A 13,983-nucleotide genomic window follows, 5' to 3' on the forward strand; every position below is an offset into this window, starting at 1 on the left:
TCGTGAATTTCCTCCTGTGTCCATTCTCGGACACGAAACTCACACAAACACTGGACTTCTACCCGGGGACCCAACCAAATATCTACCGCGTACGAGTAAATACGCGACTTACTATCGGGCCGTCGCCCAGAGGAACCACAAAAGGGCCGTTCCGTCCTGATCCATGAGCAGGACTACGAAGTGACTAGGCTAAGGGAGGCTGGTCGACCGCCCATAGCCATTCATCTACGAGCAATACCAACGGACTTGACGGGTGGACCTGAGCTGCCGCGGAGATCTCGGACAGTGGGCCCTCTTAAAATGGGGGTCTACCGAAAGTAGAGATCAGCATGACCGCATCACGCAAGCGATTTACCCAGGAGTTCAAGGACGAGCTGTGCCGCGAGGTGATCAACACATCCAAGCCGATCAAGGACGTGGCCACCGCGTACGGTGTCGGCCCCGAGACGCTCCGCAATTGGCTGGTCAAGTACCGCGAGGCGAACGGCGGCACGGAGGTGGATCTGACGGTTTCGGAACGGGCACGGCTGAAGGAGCTCGAGCGTGAAGTTCAAGAGCTGCGGGCGGAGACTGCCTTCCTGAAAAAAGCCAGCGCTTACTTCGCGCGGGAGCAGCGGTAGTGAGCAAGTATGAATTCATCGATTCCCAAAAAGCTGAGCCCGCCAATCTGAATTCGGTCGTGAAAATGTGGCGACAGAACAATTTGGCTGAAGAAGGGGAGCATCTCGCAGGTGCAAGTTTCCCACAAACCGTCCGCGGTGTCAGTCTCCTTTGACGAGCCCAACCTTGTTTCGGCCGCCGGGCTGCACGAGCTCGCCGACGAACGGCTGACGGTCCCGACGGATAAGGGCGCGAACGCCGGGCTGAAGGTCGCATCGCTGGTGGCGGGGATGGTTGCCGGCGCGGACAGCATTGATGCCATGGCGCTGCTGCGCCACGGCGGGATGACGCGGCTTTTCACCGCCTGCTACGCGCCCTCCACCCTGGGCTCATTCCTACGGGCCTTCACGTTCGGACACGTCCGGCAACTGGACGCTGTCGCCTCCCGTTTCCTGGCCAACCTTTCGGCCCGGGCACGGCTGCTCGGGACCCCCGGAGCGGAAGACCTGGTGTTCGTCGACGTGGACGACACGATCATCGAGGTCCACGGCTACGCCAAGCAGGGTTCGGGCTACGGGTATTCCGGGATCCGTGGCCTGAACGCGCTGCTGGCCACAGTCTCCACCAAAGACACCGCCCAGGTGATCGCCGCCCAGTGGCTGCGCAAGGGCGCGGCGAACTTGGCCCGCTGCGCCAAACGCCTGATCACCGACGCCTTGTCCACCCTCAAAAGCCTCCAGGCCGAAGGTCACAGCCACGGGCCTGTGCTCTGCCGGTTCGATTCGGCCTTCTACCTCCATGCAGCCTTTTCCGCCGCCCAGGCAGGAGGTGCCGAGGTCTCGGTGACCGTGCGCATGGACCCGGCCGTCAAACGCGCCATCGCCGGGATCCCTGAAACGGCGTGGACAACGATCGAATACACCGACGCGGTCTTCGACGAACCACCAACACCTGGGTATCCCGGGCAGAGGTCGCCGAAACCATGTTCACCGCGTTCAGCTCCCGCAAGAAGAACGAGCAGGTCACCGGCAGGCTGGTGGTGCGCCGCATCCCGGAACTGAACAAGAAAGCCGGTGACGGGCAGGAAACCCTGTTCGACACCCACCGGCACCACGCGTTCTTCACCACCGCGGACGCGAAGGTTCTGGACACCGTCGCGGCGGACAAAACCCACCGCAAACACGCCCAGATCGAGCAGGTCAACGCCGATCTGAAGGACAGTGCTCTGGCTCATATGCCCTCAGGTGTTTTCGCGGCGAACTCGGTCTGGCTCGTTGACGCCGCGGTCATGGCCTACAACCTCACCCGCGCCGCCGGGCTCCTGGCCCCAGGCCCGTTCGGCAAAGGCCAGAACCGGCACGATCCGGGCCAAACTCATCCACGTTCCGGCACGCATCGCCACCAGCGCCCGGAAAATCTGTCTTCACCTGCCCGAATCCTGGCCATGGCAACCACCATGGCAGGCCCTGTTCGAGCACCTCTACCCGCCGCCGCAACCGGCCTGAACCCCCATCAACCCAGCCACACGACGTAACCAGGACCACCAGTGGAACACCCACGGCAGCGAGGCCGGCCACCTCGGCGCGCCCTCAACCCGCAAAACCCCCGAAACCGGATTCAGATCATCCAGCCGGGCAGATCGTTGGATCAAGGCTAAGCGAGGCTAAGCGATCCGCGCTCTTATTAATGCCCAGGGTTTCTCCATCCGCCGGGTGGAGACCCCGAGCAGGTAGCAGGTCGCGACCACGGTCGTGAGGGCGGCCTCGGCCCGGCGGCGGCGTTCGAGCAGCCAGTCCGGAAAATACGAGCCCTGCCGGAGCTTGCGGACGGCGACGTCCGGGGTTCCGGTGCGGGTATCGAAGTCCCTGTGCCGGTAACCGTTGCGGGAGTTGGTGCGGGCCTCCGAACGCGCACCGTATTCGGCGCCGCAGACGCATCGGCCTCGACGCTCATCAGCACGTTGATGAACGGGCTCAGCATGGATCGCATCAGATCCGGAGAAGTCTGCTCGAGTTGCTCGGACAGGGTCGATAACAAGGGGTGCGGTCATCGCGTGGTAACTCCTTGAGAGAAGACTTTGGTCGGTCTTTCCAAGAATCACGCGATGGCCGCCTCACGTTCGGGAACAACACGCCCGGGGCCGGGCCCTTACACCACGCTAATGGGCACTAACTCTCCTTCGACCATAAGTTCGAATACTGGCTACTACCCGCTCCATAGCCTTGTGGTCTCTAGAGAGTGGCCAAGTGAGCGGTCCTGAAACGGGCAACCCTCCTCAATCCGCATCTTCAGTCCGGCAGCGGCAGCAAGCAGACCTGGAGTGAATATCCGATTGTCCGTCGTGATCCCTACCGCTTCAACTACCGACCTCGTGGGCCTGCGCACGCTCCTCCGATTAGGGGCGGATCGAGCGACTCGACGACACGGCCGCCGAGTTCAATAGACATTCGCTGAGCCGCCAAAATTACCTCGTCTGCAATTGGGCCTTGAAGGGTCGCAGCTCGCACCGACGGTCCGCTTACGGCGATGGAGCCAGCCACGCGGCCGTCCGCGCCGAAGTATGGTGCGGCAACACAGCAAATTCCGGGCTCGAAAGCTTCGTTTTCGAATGCAAAGCCTGCTGTTCGCACACTCGAGAGTTCACCCCTCAAAGAGCGAACGCGACGTTCAGCTTGCTGTTCTGATTCATTAGGGTGAAGCGAGTGAAGTATTCCGCGCACATCGCTGTCGCTGAGGAATGCAAGGATCGCTTTCCCCGAGGCTCGTCGATCCTCGGAGCCGGAGAAATCAGATTCAAGCCCGGTTACGCGCAGCGATTGATTGCCGTCGAGGACGCTTTGGATGACTACCCGCTGGCCGATGAGACGCGTCAGATATACGGTCTCTCCGCTGACGCGGTTAACGTGCTCCACGTAAGGGCGAAGGACTCTCGCGTAATCGTTTGCCCGCTCAAGTGCGTTGGTTAGCACTGCCACCTTGGCACCCAATCGAAGTAGACCTTCGTTGTCCTTGGACAGATAGCCCGAGCTCAGGAGCGTACTCACGATGTTGTACGTTGACGAAATGTTGTGACCAAGCTTAGTGGAGAGGTCCTTTGTCGAGGGCGGCACGGCAGCAGTGGCAACGATTTCGAGTACAGCCAACGCCCGTTCGATAGTCTTGAGTCCACCGCTGATTTCCTTTACGCGGGCCGTCATCTTGGCTCCCTTCTCCGCACTCCGCGATCCTACCATCGGACTGATTAGTGCCTCGTCTGCGGGTGTTCCCTCGTAATTTCAATGGCCAGGACCGCATACATTGTGGTTATATGATTATGACATCAGATAGCTGGAACGATGAAGTGGATTGGATATGGCGTCAAAGTCACTCATTACGGGAGCCGCTGGCGGCATCGGCAGGGCGGCGGCCAGTGAATTAGGCCGACGCGGCTACAGCATTGTCGTCGCGGACCTGGACTCGACGGCCTGCGATCTTGTGGTTGCTGAGATCGTTGCGACTGGGGTGGAGGCAGCTGGCGTCCAATTGAACGTCACCGATTCTGTCAGTGCCGAGGCCGCGGTAGCTGAAATGACGTGCTTCATCCCGAAAGTGTCAATATTCCCCGCTGAAACTCTTGGAGTAAAGTTGTTAAACTGCAACACGAGCTCGTATAGCGAGCCCTTTAGGAAGCGCCATTTCACCTCTGGAAGCGCGTCGTGATCATCGGTACCACGAGAACCTGTTTTGTCGTGGCGGACCCCGTCAAGCAACTGCGCACCCCTCAGGGGCTTAATAAGATTTGGGAAGCGGAGGGGCGCGATATCGTCACTGTGCCGGCTCGAGTAGGTGTGCCGCAGCTGCACGATTTCCTGGCAGGAATGCGAGCGAATGCGAGCGTTCTGGGCGCAGTGATAACGGTGCCCCACAAACAGAGCGTCGTGGATTTATGTGATGAACTCGGACCGAATGCGCAAATCGTCGGGGCAGTGAACGTGATTCGTCGAACCGACGAGGGTCGCCTTATTGGTGAGACTTTTGACGGATTGGGTTTCGTCGCCGGCCTCAGAGCGGAGGGCATCGACCCTGCGGGCCGGAGGGTCGTCCTATTGGGGGCAGGCGGTGCGGCGAGGGCCGTTGGAGTGGCGCTACTTCAGGCTGGAGCAAAGTGCTTAGACGTCAGTAACCGCAAGACTGCGCGCGCTGTCGAGCTGATTGATCTCCTGCTGGCCGAGTTTCCGTCTGCGGACGTGGGCGTGGGGCTTGATCGTATCTCTGATGCAGACCTCATCGTAAACGCCACAGCTGCTGGCATGAGCGCGTCGGACGAGTCGCCTATTTCAAGTAGTGACTTTCCGTCGGGCGGAATAGCCGCAGACGTAGTAATGGACACCCAGCTGACTCCGTTCCTCTTAGCAGCTTCAGTGAAAGGAAATCGCACACACGGAGGTATTCATATGCTGAGCGGCCAAACTCGGCTCCTCTCTCACTACCTGGCCGGTTCTTAAGACTTTCGGAGTCGCTGGCTTCGGCCTTTCGCTGACCCACCCCTCGCCGATCCGACCGTCCCCTCACCGGTTGCAGCCGACCCAGCATCGCCGGCGGCTCCGTTCACCCTCTCGCGACGACTGAGCCCCTGCACACCCGCAGCGGCTCTCCCAGCAGCAAGGAGTAATGACAGATGTTCGAAACAAGAGACAGCTTCTTCATCGGTGGAGGATGGGCCCGCCCCCAGGGAGCGGAGACCATCACGATCATCAATCCGAGTACCGAGGAAACCATCGGCCGGGTGCCGGAAGGCACGGAGGCGGACGTCGACGCAGCCGTCGCCGCTGCCCGACGATCCTTCGAGGACCCAAATGGCTGGGGCGGCTACTCGCCTCAGCAGCGAGGATACGCACTGAACAGGCTCGCCGACGAGCTCGATGCACGGCAGGGCGACATCGCCGCGGCGGTCTCCAGCCAGAACGGCATGCCGATCTCGGTCTCGAGTCAGCTCGAGACGAACTACCCCTCTGCCGTTTTGCGCTACTACGCAGGCCTTGCGGCCAGCTCCGAACCCGATGAGCGCCGCGTCGGGTTCCTGGGGGCGGGCGACACCGTGATCCAACGCAGTCCGATCGGGGTGGTCGCCGCAATCGTGCCCTGGAACTTCCCGCAGGCTCTAACGGCATGGAAGATCGGCCCTGCGCTCGCTGCGGGATGCACGATGGTGCTCAAGCCCTCCCCGGAAACGGTCTTGGACGCCTACCTCCTTGCCGACGCCATCTCGGCGGCAGGTATCCCAGCAGGAACGGTCAACATCGTGCCTGCGGGCCGCGAGGTGGGGGCATACCTCGTCGCCCACCCCGGGGTGGACAAGGTCACGTTCACCGGGTCGACCGCCGCCGGGCGGGCGATCGGCGAGACGTGTGGACGGCTGCTCCGTCCGGTGACCCTCGAGCTCGGCGGCAAGTCGGCGGCACTGTTCCTCGACGATGTCGACCTTGACCTCTCGGTGATCGGGGAGGCCTTGTACTCGGCCCTCCTGCTCAACAACGGACAGACCTGCTTCCTCAACAGCCGCATCCTCGCGCCACGGTCGCGCTACGACGAGGTGGTCGAGGCCATCTCCACGTTGGCCGGTTCGATGGTCATCGGTGACGCCCTCGACCCAGCCACCCAGATCGGTCCGATGAGCACGGCCGCGCATCGCGACCGCGTGGAGGGATTCATCGCGAAGGGCAGGGCGGAGGGGGCCCGTGTGGTGGTCGGCGGAGGCCGACCGGCTGGACAGCCGCGAGGCTGGTTCGTCGAGCCCACCGTCTTCGCGGGTGTCGACAACGCCGCGACGATCGCCCAGGAGGAGATCTTCGGCCCGGTCCTCTCGGTCATCACCTACGACAACGACGACGACGCGGTGCGGATCGCGAACGAGTCCGACTATGGGCTCGGCGGTTCGGTCTGGACCGCCGATTCCGGGCGTGGCCAGGCCATCGCGCGCCGGGTCCGTACCGGCACGATCGGCGTCAACCGCTACCTGCCGGACATGGCCGCTCCGTTCGGAGGGGTCAAGGCGAGCGGTCTCGGTCGCGAACTGGGCCCGGAGGCTCTTGCCGCGCACCAGGAACTTAAGTCGATCTACGTCTGACTACTAACTTCCGGGCCAGAGGGGGCGGCCCTGCCCCCGCCTGGCCCGGATCACCAACCTTTGGAAGACACACATGCTGAATCTGTCGGTCCTGCTCGAGGACTCCGCCCGCAAGTACCCCCACCGCGTTCGCCCTGGTGCTCGGTGACACTCGGCTCACCTATGCCGAAGTTAACGCGACGGCGAACCAGGTGGCCAACCTGCTGGTCGAGCGGGGGGTCCAGCCCGGCGACAAGGTCGCGCTGAGCTGCCCGAACCTGCCCTCGTTCCCGATCGTCTACTACGGCATCCTCAAGGCCGGTGCGGTCGTCGTCCCGCTGAACGTGCTCCTCAAGGGCCGCGAGGTGGCCTACTACCTGAGTGAAGCGGACGTGAAGGCGTACTTCTGCTTCCAGGGCACCCCGGATCTCGCCATCGGCGCGGAAGGATAAGCAGGCTACGAGCGGACGAGGGCTGACGGCAGTCCGGTCGAGCAATTCTTCATGATCATGGCCGATCCTGCCGCGCCCTCGTCGGTCGAAGGCACCGAGACCCTGGGCCAGGCGCTAGCAGGAAAGTCCACGGACTTCGATGCCGTGGTCACCGAGCCCAGCGACACCGCGATCATCCTGTTCACCTCCGGTACCACCGGACGGGCCAAGGGCGCCGAGCTCAGCCACTCGAACACGATGATGAATGTCGTCGCCGCGCAAAAGCTGTTTGCAACTCAGGCCGCCTCCGACACACACGTGGTCGCGCTGCCGTTGTTTGTCCCACACCTTCGGCGCGACCGTGCAGATGCACGCCGGCTTCGCCGCGGCCGCAACCCTGCTCTTGGTTCCGCGCTTCGACGCCCAGCAGGCCATCGAGCTGATGCAGAAGGAGGACGTCAACTTCTTCGCCGGCGTACCGACGATGTGGTGGAGCCTCCTCGGTGCCATGACCGACGGAATCGACGTGGAGCGAATCGCGAACAACCTCCGCGTCGTCGTCTCAGGCGGAGCCAGCCTGCCGGTCGAGATCATCACCCAGGTCAAGGACAAGCTGGGCCTCAACATCCTGGAGGGCTATGGCCTCTCCGAGACCTCACCTTCGCCACCTCCAGCGACCCGGAGCAGAAGCCGCGCCCCGGCTCGATCGGCGTCCCGGTCTGGGGCGTCGAGGTGAAGCTGATCGACGACGCCTGGAACGAGATCACCGCGGTCGGCGAAGACGGGTTCAGCGCGATCGGGGAGATCGCAATCAAGGGCCACAACGTCATGAAGGGGTACTACGGCGACCCGGAGGCGACCGCCGAGGCGATCCGCAGCGGCTGGTTCCGCTCCGGGGACCTGGGCCGCCGCGATGAGGACGGCTTCTACTACGTCGTCGATCGCTCCAAGGACATGATCATCCGCGGCGGCTTCAACGTGTAACCCCGCGAGATCGAGGAAGTACTGATGTCCCACCCTGCTGTCTCCCTGGCCGCGGTCGTGGGTGTCCCGCACGAATCCCACGGCGGAGAGATCAAGGCCTTCGTGATCCTCAGCGCAGGGGCCTCCCTGACGGAGGACGAGCTGGTCGCCTGGGGCAAGGAACAGATGGCCGGGTACAAGTACCCGCGGATCGTCACCTTCGTCGAAAGCCTGCCGATGACGGCCACTGGCAAGATCCTCAAGCGGGAGCTCCGATGAGGTGCCAGCGGGCGACGTGGGAGCGACGCGCGGGGGTGTGCAGATGCGCGTCGTAGTAATCGGAGCCGGGCACAGCGGACTCGTCGCCGCAGCGTACCTGGCGCGTTTCGGCCACGACGTGACGGTACTCGAGGCCACCGACGGCGTCGGAGGCGTTTGTCAGACCGCAGAGGTCATCCCCGGCTTCCGCGGAAACCTCGGGTCCAACACCCCGCACAACTTCGACCCGCTCGTGATCGAGGACCTCGAGCTCGAGCAGCACGGCCTGGACTGGATCGAGCTCGCAGGTCCCTCGAGCATGGTCCTCCTGCCCGACGCCCAGCGCATCATCACCTTCCCGGACCGGGCGGCCAGCGCAGCGGAGTTCGACGCGCTGGGAGAGGGCGAAGCCGAGCGGTACGCCGCGACCATCGCCGAGATCAGCTCCCTGGCCCGCACCCTGGATGTCTCCTTCTATGACCCGCCGCCGACCATGTCGACACTCTTCTCGCGGGTGAAGAACGGTCCGCAAGAGGATCTCCTGGGAAAGATCCTCTTCGGAACCGCGGCCGACATCGCCCGCACGGGGCTTCGTTCCTGGCAGGTACAGGCATCGCTCGCCATGCTCGCTGTCACCGGCAACTTCATCGGACCGAGCACGCCCGGTAGCGGCTACCAGCTGCTGCAGCGGCCCCTGTACAGAGAGTCGTCGGCTGCCCGAAAGCGGCGGTCCAAGGTCCAGCTCACCGCCGAGTTCGCGCGCCGCACACCCCGGGGGGCATGGGTGCACTCACGCAAGCCATCGCGGCATCGGCGGTGGCAGCCGGGGCGCGGATCGTGCTCGAGGCTCCAGTTTCCAGCATCACGCTCAACGACCGAGGGAGTGTCACTGGAGTCGTCACCCACGACGGGCGGGAGTTCCCCGCGCAAGCGGTCATGTCTGCCATCGACCCGGTCACGACCATGCTGAAGCTGATTCCCAGCGAGCATCTCCCCGACGACCAGCGACGCGCGCTCGAGGCCCTGCCGATGGACGGGTGCCTGGGCAAGGTCTACCTCGGACTGGAAGGACTCCCTCAGTTCAAGGCAGCCCGTACCCCGGCCGAGAACGACCTCATGGCGCGGTGCGGGTTCCGAGCCGCCGGTGACATCGCATCCATGGACGACGCGTTCCGCAAGGCCCAGGCCGGCGACTGGTCCGGGACTCCCAGCATCTACGGCCTGACCCAGACCGCGTTCGACGACAGCCTCAACGCGCCAGGGCGACACTTGATGAGCCTGTCGGTCTCCTACGCCCCTCGACATCTCGCCACCGGGGACTGGACCACCGATGACTCCGATGCTTGGGCACGGCACGTGATCGGACACCTGACCCAGCACGTACCGAACCTCCCTGACATCCTGGTCGACTACCGCGTCGCGACGCCGCAAGATCTGGAGTCCACCTTCGGCATCCGAGGAGGCAATGCCCTCCACGGCGACGTCGTCCCCTCCCGCATGTTCCAGTGGCGCCCGTTCGCGGGCGCGTCGGACTACACCACGCCGATCGACGGCCTGTACCTGTGCAGCACCGGCACCTGGCCAGCCAACTACGTCTCGGGCCTGAGCGGCCGCAACGCAGCCATCAAGCTCGACGCGAGAACAGATCTCGCACCACCAGAAATGTCCGCGATGACAAGTGAGAGGCACGACCCATGCTGACGATCGACGCGCTCCAGTTCAGCGTTCCGACCCGGGAACGATTCCAGGAATGGCGCAAGGGCCAGATCGACGCCGTTCACGTGACCATCGCGATCTGGGAGGACTCCACCGAGACGCTCCGCGAGATCGGGAAGTGGCAGGCACGTCTTGCCGACAACGCGGATTTGATCACTCTTGCGCGAACCATGGACGATGTCCACGAGGCACAGCGCACGAATCGGACGGCGGTGATTCTCGGCTTCCAGAACTCCTCGCCCTTCGAAGCCGACCTCGACCTCGTCGAAGGATTCCACGAGGCGGGAGTCCGCATCGCGCAGCTGACCTACAACACGATGAACGCCGCGGGATCGGGATGCTGGGAGGACTCCCACAACGGCCTCTCCCGGACCTTCGGCGTCAACCTGATCCGTGAGATGAACGCCGCCGGCATGGTCGTCGACGTCTCACACAGCAACGAGAAGACCTGCTTCGATGCGCTCGAGGCGTCCTCCAAGCCGGTCGCGATCACCCACGCCAATCCCATCGACGCCGTCGGCAATGACGTCGAGCTCGCGGTCAGGAACAAGTCACTGCCGTTGCTCAAGGCCCTTGCGCAGCAAGGTGGGGTGGTCGGCTTGAGCATGTACCCACGGATCGCACCCAACGGGATCAACTGCTCGCTCGACGACTTCTGCGACATGGTCGAGTGGACGGTCGAGAACATCGGAGTCGACCACGTCGGCTTTGGCTCAGACTTCTACATCGGTCAGGACGACGAGGAGATCCTCTGGTGGCGTCAAGGCCGTTGGAGCCGCACCTCGATGTGCCTTCCCGAGACGTCTCTCCGGCATGATGGAGCGTGGGCATCTTTGCGGCCACGCGCGTCCCTGCCTCGCAGTATGCGGAAAGCGTTCATATTTGCCGCGCCGGCCATCTTCGCCGGATGGGCGACAGGCGGCTTATACCTCTCACTTGGGCCTGTAATCGTAGCAACCCAATTCCATGAAGGTTCTCATCTTGCCCGCGCCCTGGTAATCGCGTTGCTGGCCGGGTCCGGTGCTGTAGCCGGATACTTGATGCGCAACCGTGCGGGGCGCTCCATTACCCTCTATGGCACGACTTCCATTGCCATCGGAAGTGCTCTGGCGATTGGGGCGATAGTCACCGGATCACTGTGGATGTACTACCTTGCAGTGATGGTCACGGGCACTGGCTTCGGCACCGCCTTTTCAGGCGCCTTGCGATCTCTCCTGCCGCTCATTCAGCCTGGTGAGCGCGCCCAAGCACTCGCGGCGGTGTTCGTAGTGAGCTACAGCGCTTTCAGCGTGCCGGCTGTCGTGGCAGGTCTACTGGCGTCTCCACTCGGGCTCTTTGCCACCGCATGTTGGTACGCGGCGATCGTAGCGCTCCTAGCCACCACCGCAGCGCTGCTTCGCCAATTCGGAACCCGAGACTGAACACCGCCGCGTACACTCCCAGCACGTCAACTGGTCGGCTCGGAAGCGCTCCCGGCGGGGGCACGTCTGCCGATTCGTCGTCTATTGGACGAAGAGCACCATCGAGATTGAGTCCTGCCATGCGGTGTGCACGCCCGCTCTGCGGTCGCATGCGCGAGCAGAATCCTGAGGATCAGGAGTATGGGCTCAGGCCGGAAGACGTTCTACGCACCGAGGGCTCTGGCATCAGCGAGTAGGCAAGAGTAGCGTCGATTGCAGAATTTGGAGGCGACTGCAGCAGCATGACCTAAGGGGCTGGTGCCAGTTTCTTGAAGGCCAGGAAGGGGCCGGGATGGTTGGATGGAATGCTGACACGGCGGCCGGGCCCCTGGGGGCCGGGGCGGTCACTTTGGTGGAGGGATCGTCTTTTTGTATCTCCCTGGCGAACGGGGACATCCATCCCGAACATCCGCACGGTCTTTTCGTCCTTGACACCCGGATCATGTCCGGCTGGAACCTGACTATCAACGGCCAGCCGCTGGAGCCCCTCGCCGCGGAGACCAAGGAGCCGTACCGCGCACTGTTCGCCAGCCGTGTTGCCCGTACTGACGGGTATTCAGACAGCCCGCTACTCGTGGAACGGCTGCGCGAAGTGGGGGCCGGCATCCAGGAGCAGGTCACGGTACGGAACTATGGCCTGGAGTCGGCCGAATGCGTGATCTCCCTGACGGTTGAGGCGGATTTCGCGGACCTTTTCGAGGTCAAGGAGGCGCGGATCCAGAGGCGCTGGGACGAGACCCGCCACGTGGACGGCGATGTGCTGAGCATCCGCGCGCTCTGGCAGGATGTCCGGAAGGGCGTCACCGTCCAGGCCTCCGGAGCCGACATTACGCCGGAGGCCCTGACGTACCGGGTGACCGTTCCGCCGCACGGGCAGTGGAGCACGGTCCTCACGGTCGTGCCCGGGACTGAGGGAGCCGATGCCGCGTCGTTTGTCCACGCTGACGGCGGCGGCTTGTCCCCGCGGGACCGGCGCCGGCAGGAGTGGGTTGCCAGGATCCCGGTGCTGCAGATGGGCAACCGGTCCATCGAACGGACCCTGCGGCGCAGCTACGACGACCTGGGGGCCCTGCGCATCGAAGACCCCGACCATCCGGACCGGATCGTGGTGGCCGCCGGGGCGCCCTGGTTCATGACCCTGTTCGGCCGGGACTCGCTTTGGGCCTCGCAGATGGCGCTGCCGGTGGATCCGTCCCTGGCGCTGGGCACGCTGCAGACCTTGGCCGACCGTCAGGGCACCGTGGTGGATCCGATGAGCGAGGAGGAGCCGGGCAAGATCCTGCATGAGGTTCGGCTCGATGTCTCTAGCGGGCTGTCGCTGGGCGGCAAATCCGCCTACTACGGCAGCGTCGACGCCACCCCGCTGTTCTTGGCGCTGCTCGGATCGGTCAGCCGTTGGGGATTCGCCAAGGAGGCCATCGCCGCGCTTCTGCCCCACGCGGACCGGGCGCTGGCGTGGATCCGGGACTACGGGGACAAGGACGGCGACGGGTTCGTCGAATACCAGCGCCTCAACGACCAGGGCCTGATCAACCAGGGCTGGAAGGACTCCTGGGACGGGATCAATTTCGCCGACGGCACCCTGGCGGAACCGCCAATCGCGCTGTGCGAGGTCCAGGCCTATGTGTACCACGCGTACATGGCGCGCGCGTGGCTGGCGTACGACGCCGGTGACACAGCGCTGGCGGACGAGCTCACCGACCGGGCGGCGCAGTTGAAGAAACAGTTCAATGAGCAGTTCTGGATGCCCGGGCGCGGGTACTACGCCGTGGCCCTGGACCGCGACAAACGCCAGGTCGATGCGTGCGCGTCCAACATGGGCCACTGCCTGTGGTTCGGGCTCATCGACGAGGACAAGGCCCCGCTGGTGGCCGAACGGCTGATGTCCCCGGAAATGTTCAGCGGCTGGGGCGTGCGTACCCTGGCCAGCGACATGGGCGCTTACAACCCAGCCAGCTATCACAACGGTTCCGTCTGGCCGCATGACAACGCGATCATCGCAGCGGGACTCCTTCGCTACGGGTTCGTGGAGCAGGCACAGCGGATCGCCACAGCCCTGCTGGAGGCGGCCGAATTTTCGGAAGGACGGCTGCCGGAGCTGTTCTGCGGCTTCGGCCGCGACCAGTTCGCCGCACCGGTGCCCTACCCGACGGCATGCTCGCCGCAGGCTTGGGCCGCGACCACACCGATCATGCTGGTGACGAGTCTGATGCGCTACGACACCCATGTTTCCCGCGGAAGCCTCTGGATGGATCCAGTCCTCCCGGCATCCTACGGCGACCTGCACATCACCAACGCCCCCATGGCCGGGGGCCGGATCACCATCGACATCACCGGTTCCACTGCGACCGTCCAGGGGCTGCCCGAAGGCATGGTGTTCCACCGCGGGCACCGGACATGGATGACGGAACTGGTGGAGCAGGCCGCACGGCGCGGAAAGACTTAGAGAGGGGCCAGCCGCAGTCGGCTC

Annotated in this window: 12 protein-coding genes and 5 pseudogenes; 14 read left to right on the top strand and 3 right to left on the bottom strand. The window is 63.9% G+C overall.

Annotation, left to right across the window (positions count from 1 at the left end; all coding sequences use genetic code 11):
• Positions 1 to 329 precede the first annotated feature (329 nt).
• A pseudogene (locus OOZ51_RS09390) lies at positions 330 to 718 on the top strand (transposase); the annotation flags it as partial.
• Between the two features lie 13 nt (positions 719 to 731).
• Positions 732 to 2,105 (top strand): annotated as a pseudogene (locus tag OOZ51_RS09395) (IS1380 family transposase).
• A gap of 191 nt (positions 2,106 to 2,296) precedes the next feature.
• Here the strand turns inward: OOZ51_RS09395 and OOZ51_RS09400 are convergent.
• Both OOZ51_RS09400 and OOZ51_RS09405 read right to left on the bottom strand, forming a co-directional pair.
• A pseudogene (locus OOZ51_RS09400) lies at positions 2,297 to 2,650 on the bottom strand (transposase); the annotation flags it as partial.
• A 310-nt stretch (positions 2,651 to 2,960) separates the two neighbouring features.
• Positions 2,961 to 3,797, bottom strand: a complete 837-nt coding sequence (locus OOZ51_RS09405) for an IclR family transcriptional regulator (protein ID WP_265979135.1) — start codon at positions 3,795 to 3,797, stop codon at positions 2,961 to 2,963.
• A 154-nt stretch (positions 3,798 to 3,951) separates the two neighbouring features.
• Between OOZ51_RS09405 and OOZ51_RS22495 the strand changes: the two genes are divergently transcribed.
• From OOZ51_RS22495 to OOZ51_RS09420, 4 genes are all read left to right on the top strand, one after another.
• Entirely contained in the window at positions 3,952 to 4,299 is a 348-nt protein-coding gene (locus OOZ51_RS22495; protein WP_416346367.1) for an SDR family NAD(P)-dependent oxidoreductase, read from the top strand.
• Complete coding sequence (locus tag OOZ51_RS09410; protein ID WP_265979137.1) at positions 4,296 to 5,084, top strand: shikimate dehydrogenase family protein; 789 nt, start codon at positions 4,296 to 4,298, stop codon at positions 5,082 to 5,084. Before OOZ51_RS22495 ends, OOZ51_RS09410 begins: the two co-directional genes overlap by 4 nt.
• Positions 5,085 to 5,257: 173 nt before the next feature.
• Positions 5,258 to 6,706, top strand: a complete 1,449-nt coding sequence (locus OOZ51_RS09415) for an aldehyde dehydrogenase (RefSeq protein ID WP_265979139.1) — start codon at positions 5,258 to 5,260, stop codon at positions 6,704 to 6,706.
• 137 nt (positions 6,707 to 6,843) lie between these two features.
• Entirely contained in the window at positions 6,844 to 7,137 is a 294-nt protein-coding gene (locus OOZ51_RS09420) for an AMP-binding protein (protein ID WP_265979140.1), read from the top strand.
• 5 nt (positions 7,138 to 7,142) lie between these two features.
• Here the strand turns inward: OOZ51_RS09420 and OOZ51_RS09425 are convergent, their stop codons facing one another.
• Complete coding sequence (locus OOZ51_RS09425) at positions 7,143 to 7,322, bottom strand: hypothetical protein (protein WP_265979377.1); 180 nt, start codon at positions 7,320 to 7,322, stop codon at positions 7,143 to 7,145.
• On the opposite strand from OOZ51_RS09425, the pseudogene OOZ51_RS09430 reads away from it, so the two are divergent.
• From OOZ51_RS09430 to OOZ51_RS09465, 8 genes and pseudogenes are all read left to right on the top strand, one after another.
• Positions 7,282 to 7,389, top strand: a pseudogene (locus OOZ51_RS09430) (AMP-binding protein); the annotation flags it as partial. The gene OOZ51_RS09425 and the pseudogene OOZ51_RS09430 overlap by 41 nt on opposite strands.
• Before the next feature lie 94 nt (positions 7,390 to 7,483).
• On the top strand, positions 7,484 to 7,852 hold the full coding sequence (locus tag OOZ51_RS09435) for an AMP-binding protein (RefSeq protein ID WP_265979370.1): 369 nt from the start codon (positions 7,484 to 7,486) through the stop codon (positions 7,850 to 7,852).
• Positions 7,849 to 8,100, top strand: coding sequence for a hypothetical protein (locus tag OOZ51_RS09440; RefSeq protein WP_323054728.1), 252 nt, complete (start codon positions 7,849 to 7,851; stop codon positions 8,098 to 8,100). The genes OOZ51_RS09435 and OOZ51_RS09440 overlap by 4 nt, the downstream gene beginning before the upstream one ends.
• Before the next feature lie 24 nt (positions 8,101 to 8,124).
• Positions 8,125 to 8,358, top strand: a complete 234-nt coding sequence (locus OOZ51_RS09445) for an AMP-binding enzyme (protein ID WP_265979141.1) — start codon at positions 8,125 to 8,127, stop codon at positions 8,356 to 8,358.
• Between the two features lie 43 nt (positions 8,359 to 8,401).
• A pseudogene (locus OOZ51_RS09450) lies at positions 8,402 to 8,572 on the top strand (FAD-dependent oxidoreductase); the annotation flags it as partial.
• Between the two features lie 545 nt (positions 8,573 to 9,117).
• The gene (locus OOZ51_RS09455; protein WP_265979142.1) at positions 9,118 to 10,038 is read left to right on the top strand and encodes a phytoene desaturase family protein; all 921 of its coding nucleotides are present in this window, start codon (positions 9,118 to 9,120) and stop codon (positions 10,036 to 10,038) included.
• Complete coding sequence (locus tag OOZ51_RS09460; protein WP_265979143.1) at positions 10,032 to 11,474, top strand: membrane dipeptidase; 1,443 nt, start codon at positions 10,032 to 10,034, stop codon at positions 11,472 to 11,474. Before OOZ51_RS09455 ends, OOZ51_RS09460 begins: the two co-directional genes overlap by 7 nt.
• A gap of 331 nt (positions 11,475 to 11,805) precedes the next feature.
• Positions 11,806 to 13,959, top strand: coding sequence for an amylo-alpha-1,6-glucosidase (locus OOZ51_RS09465; RefSeq protein ID WP_265979144.1), 2,154 nt, complete (start codon positions 11,806 to 11,808; stop codon positions 13,957 to 13,959).
• Positions 13,960 to 13,983: the final 24 nt, after the last annotated feature.

Origin of the sequence: Arthrobacter rhizophilus, assembly GCF_026241105.1 — a bacterium.
Taxonomy (GTDB): Bacteria; Actinomycetota; Actinomycetes; order Actinomycetales; family Micrococcaceae; genus Arthrobacter.

Excerpts from the sequence above, each read along its gene's own strand:
- OOZ51_RS09405 (WP_265979135.1), bottom strand. The coding sequence starts at position 3,797 with ATGACGGCCCGCGTAAAGGAAATCAGCGGTGGACTCAAGACTATCGAA.
- OOZ51_RS22495 (WP_416346367.1), top strand. The coding sequence starts at position 3,952 with ATGGCGTCAAAGTCACTCATTACGGGAGCCGCTGGCGGCATCGGCAGG.
- OOZ51_RS09415 (WP_265979139.1), top strand. The coding sequence starts at position 5,258 with ATGTTCGAAACAAGAGACAGCTTCTTCATCGGTGGAGGATGGGCCCGC.
- OOZ51_RS09435 (WP_265979370.1), top strand. The coding sequence starts at position 7,484 with ATGCACGCCGGCTTCGCCGCGGCCGCAACCCTGCTCTTGGTTCCGCGC.
- OOZ51_RS09445 (WP_265979141.1), top strand. The coding sequence starts at position 8,125 with ATGTCCCACCCTGCTGTCTCCCTGGCCGCGGTCGTGGGTGTCCCGCAC.
- OOZ51_RS09455 (WP_265979142.1), top strand. The coding sequence starts at position 9,118 with ATGGGTGCACTCACGCAAGCCATCGCGGCATCGGCGGTGGCAGCCGGG.
- OOZ51_RS09460 (WP_265979143.1), top strand. The coding sequence starts at position 10,032 with ATGCTGACGATCGACGCGCTCCAGTTCAGCGTTCCGACCCGGGAACGA.
- OOZ51_RS09465 (WP_265979144.1), top strand. The coding sequence starts at position 11,806 with ATGGTTGGATGGAATGCTGACACGGCGGCCGGGCCCCTGGGGGCCGGG.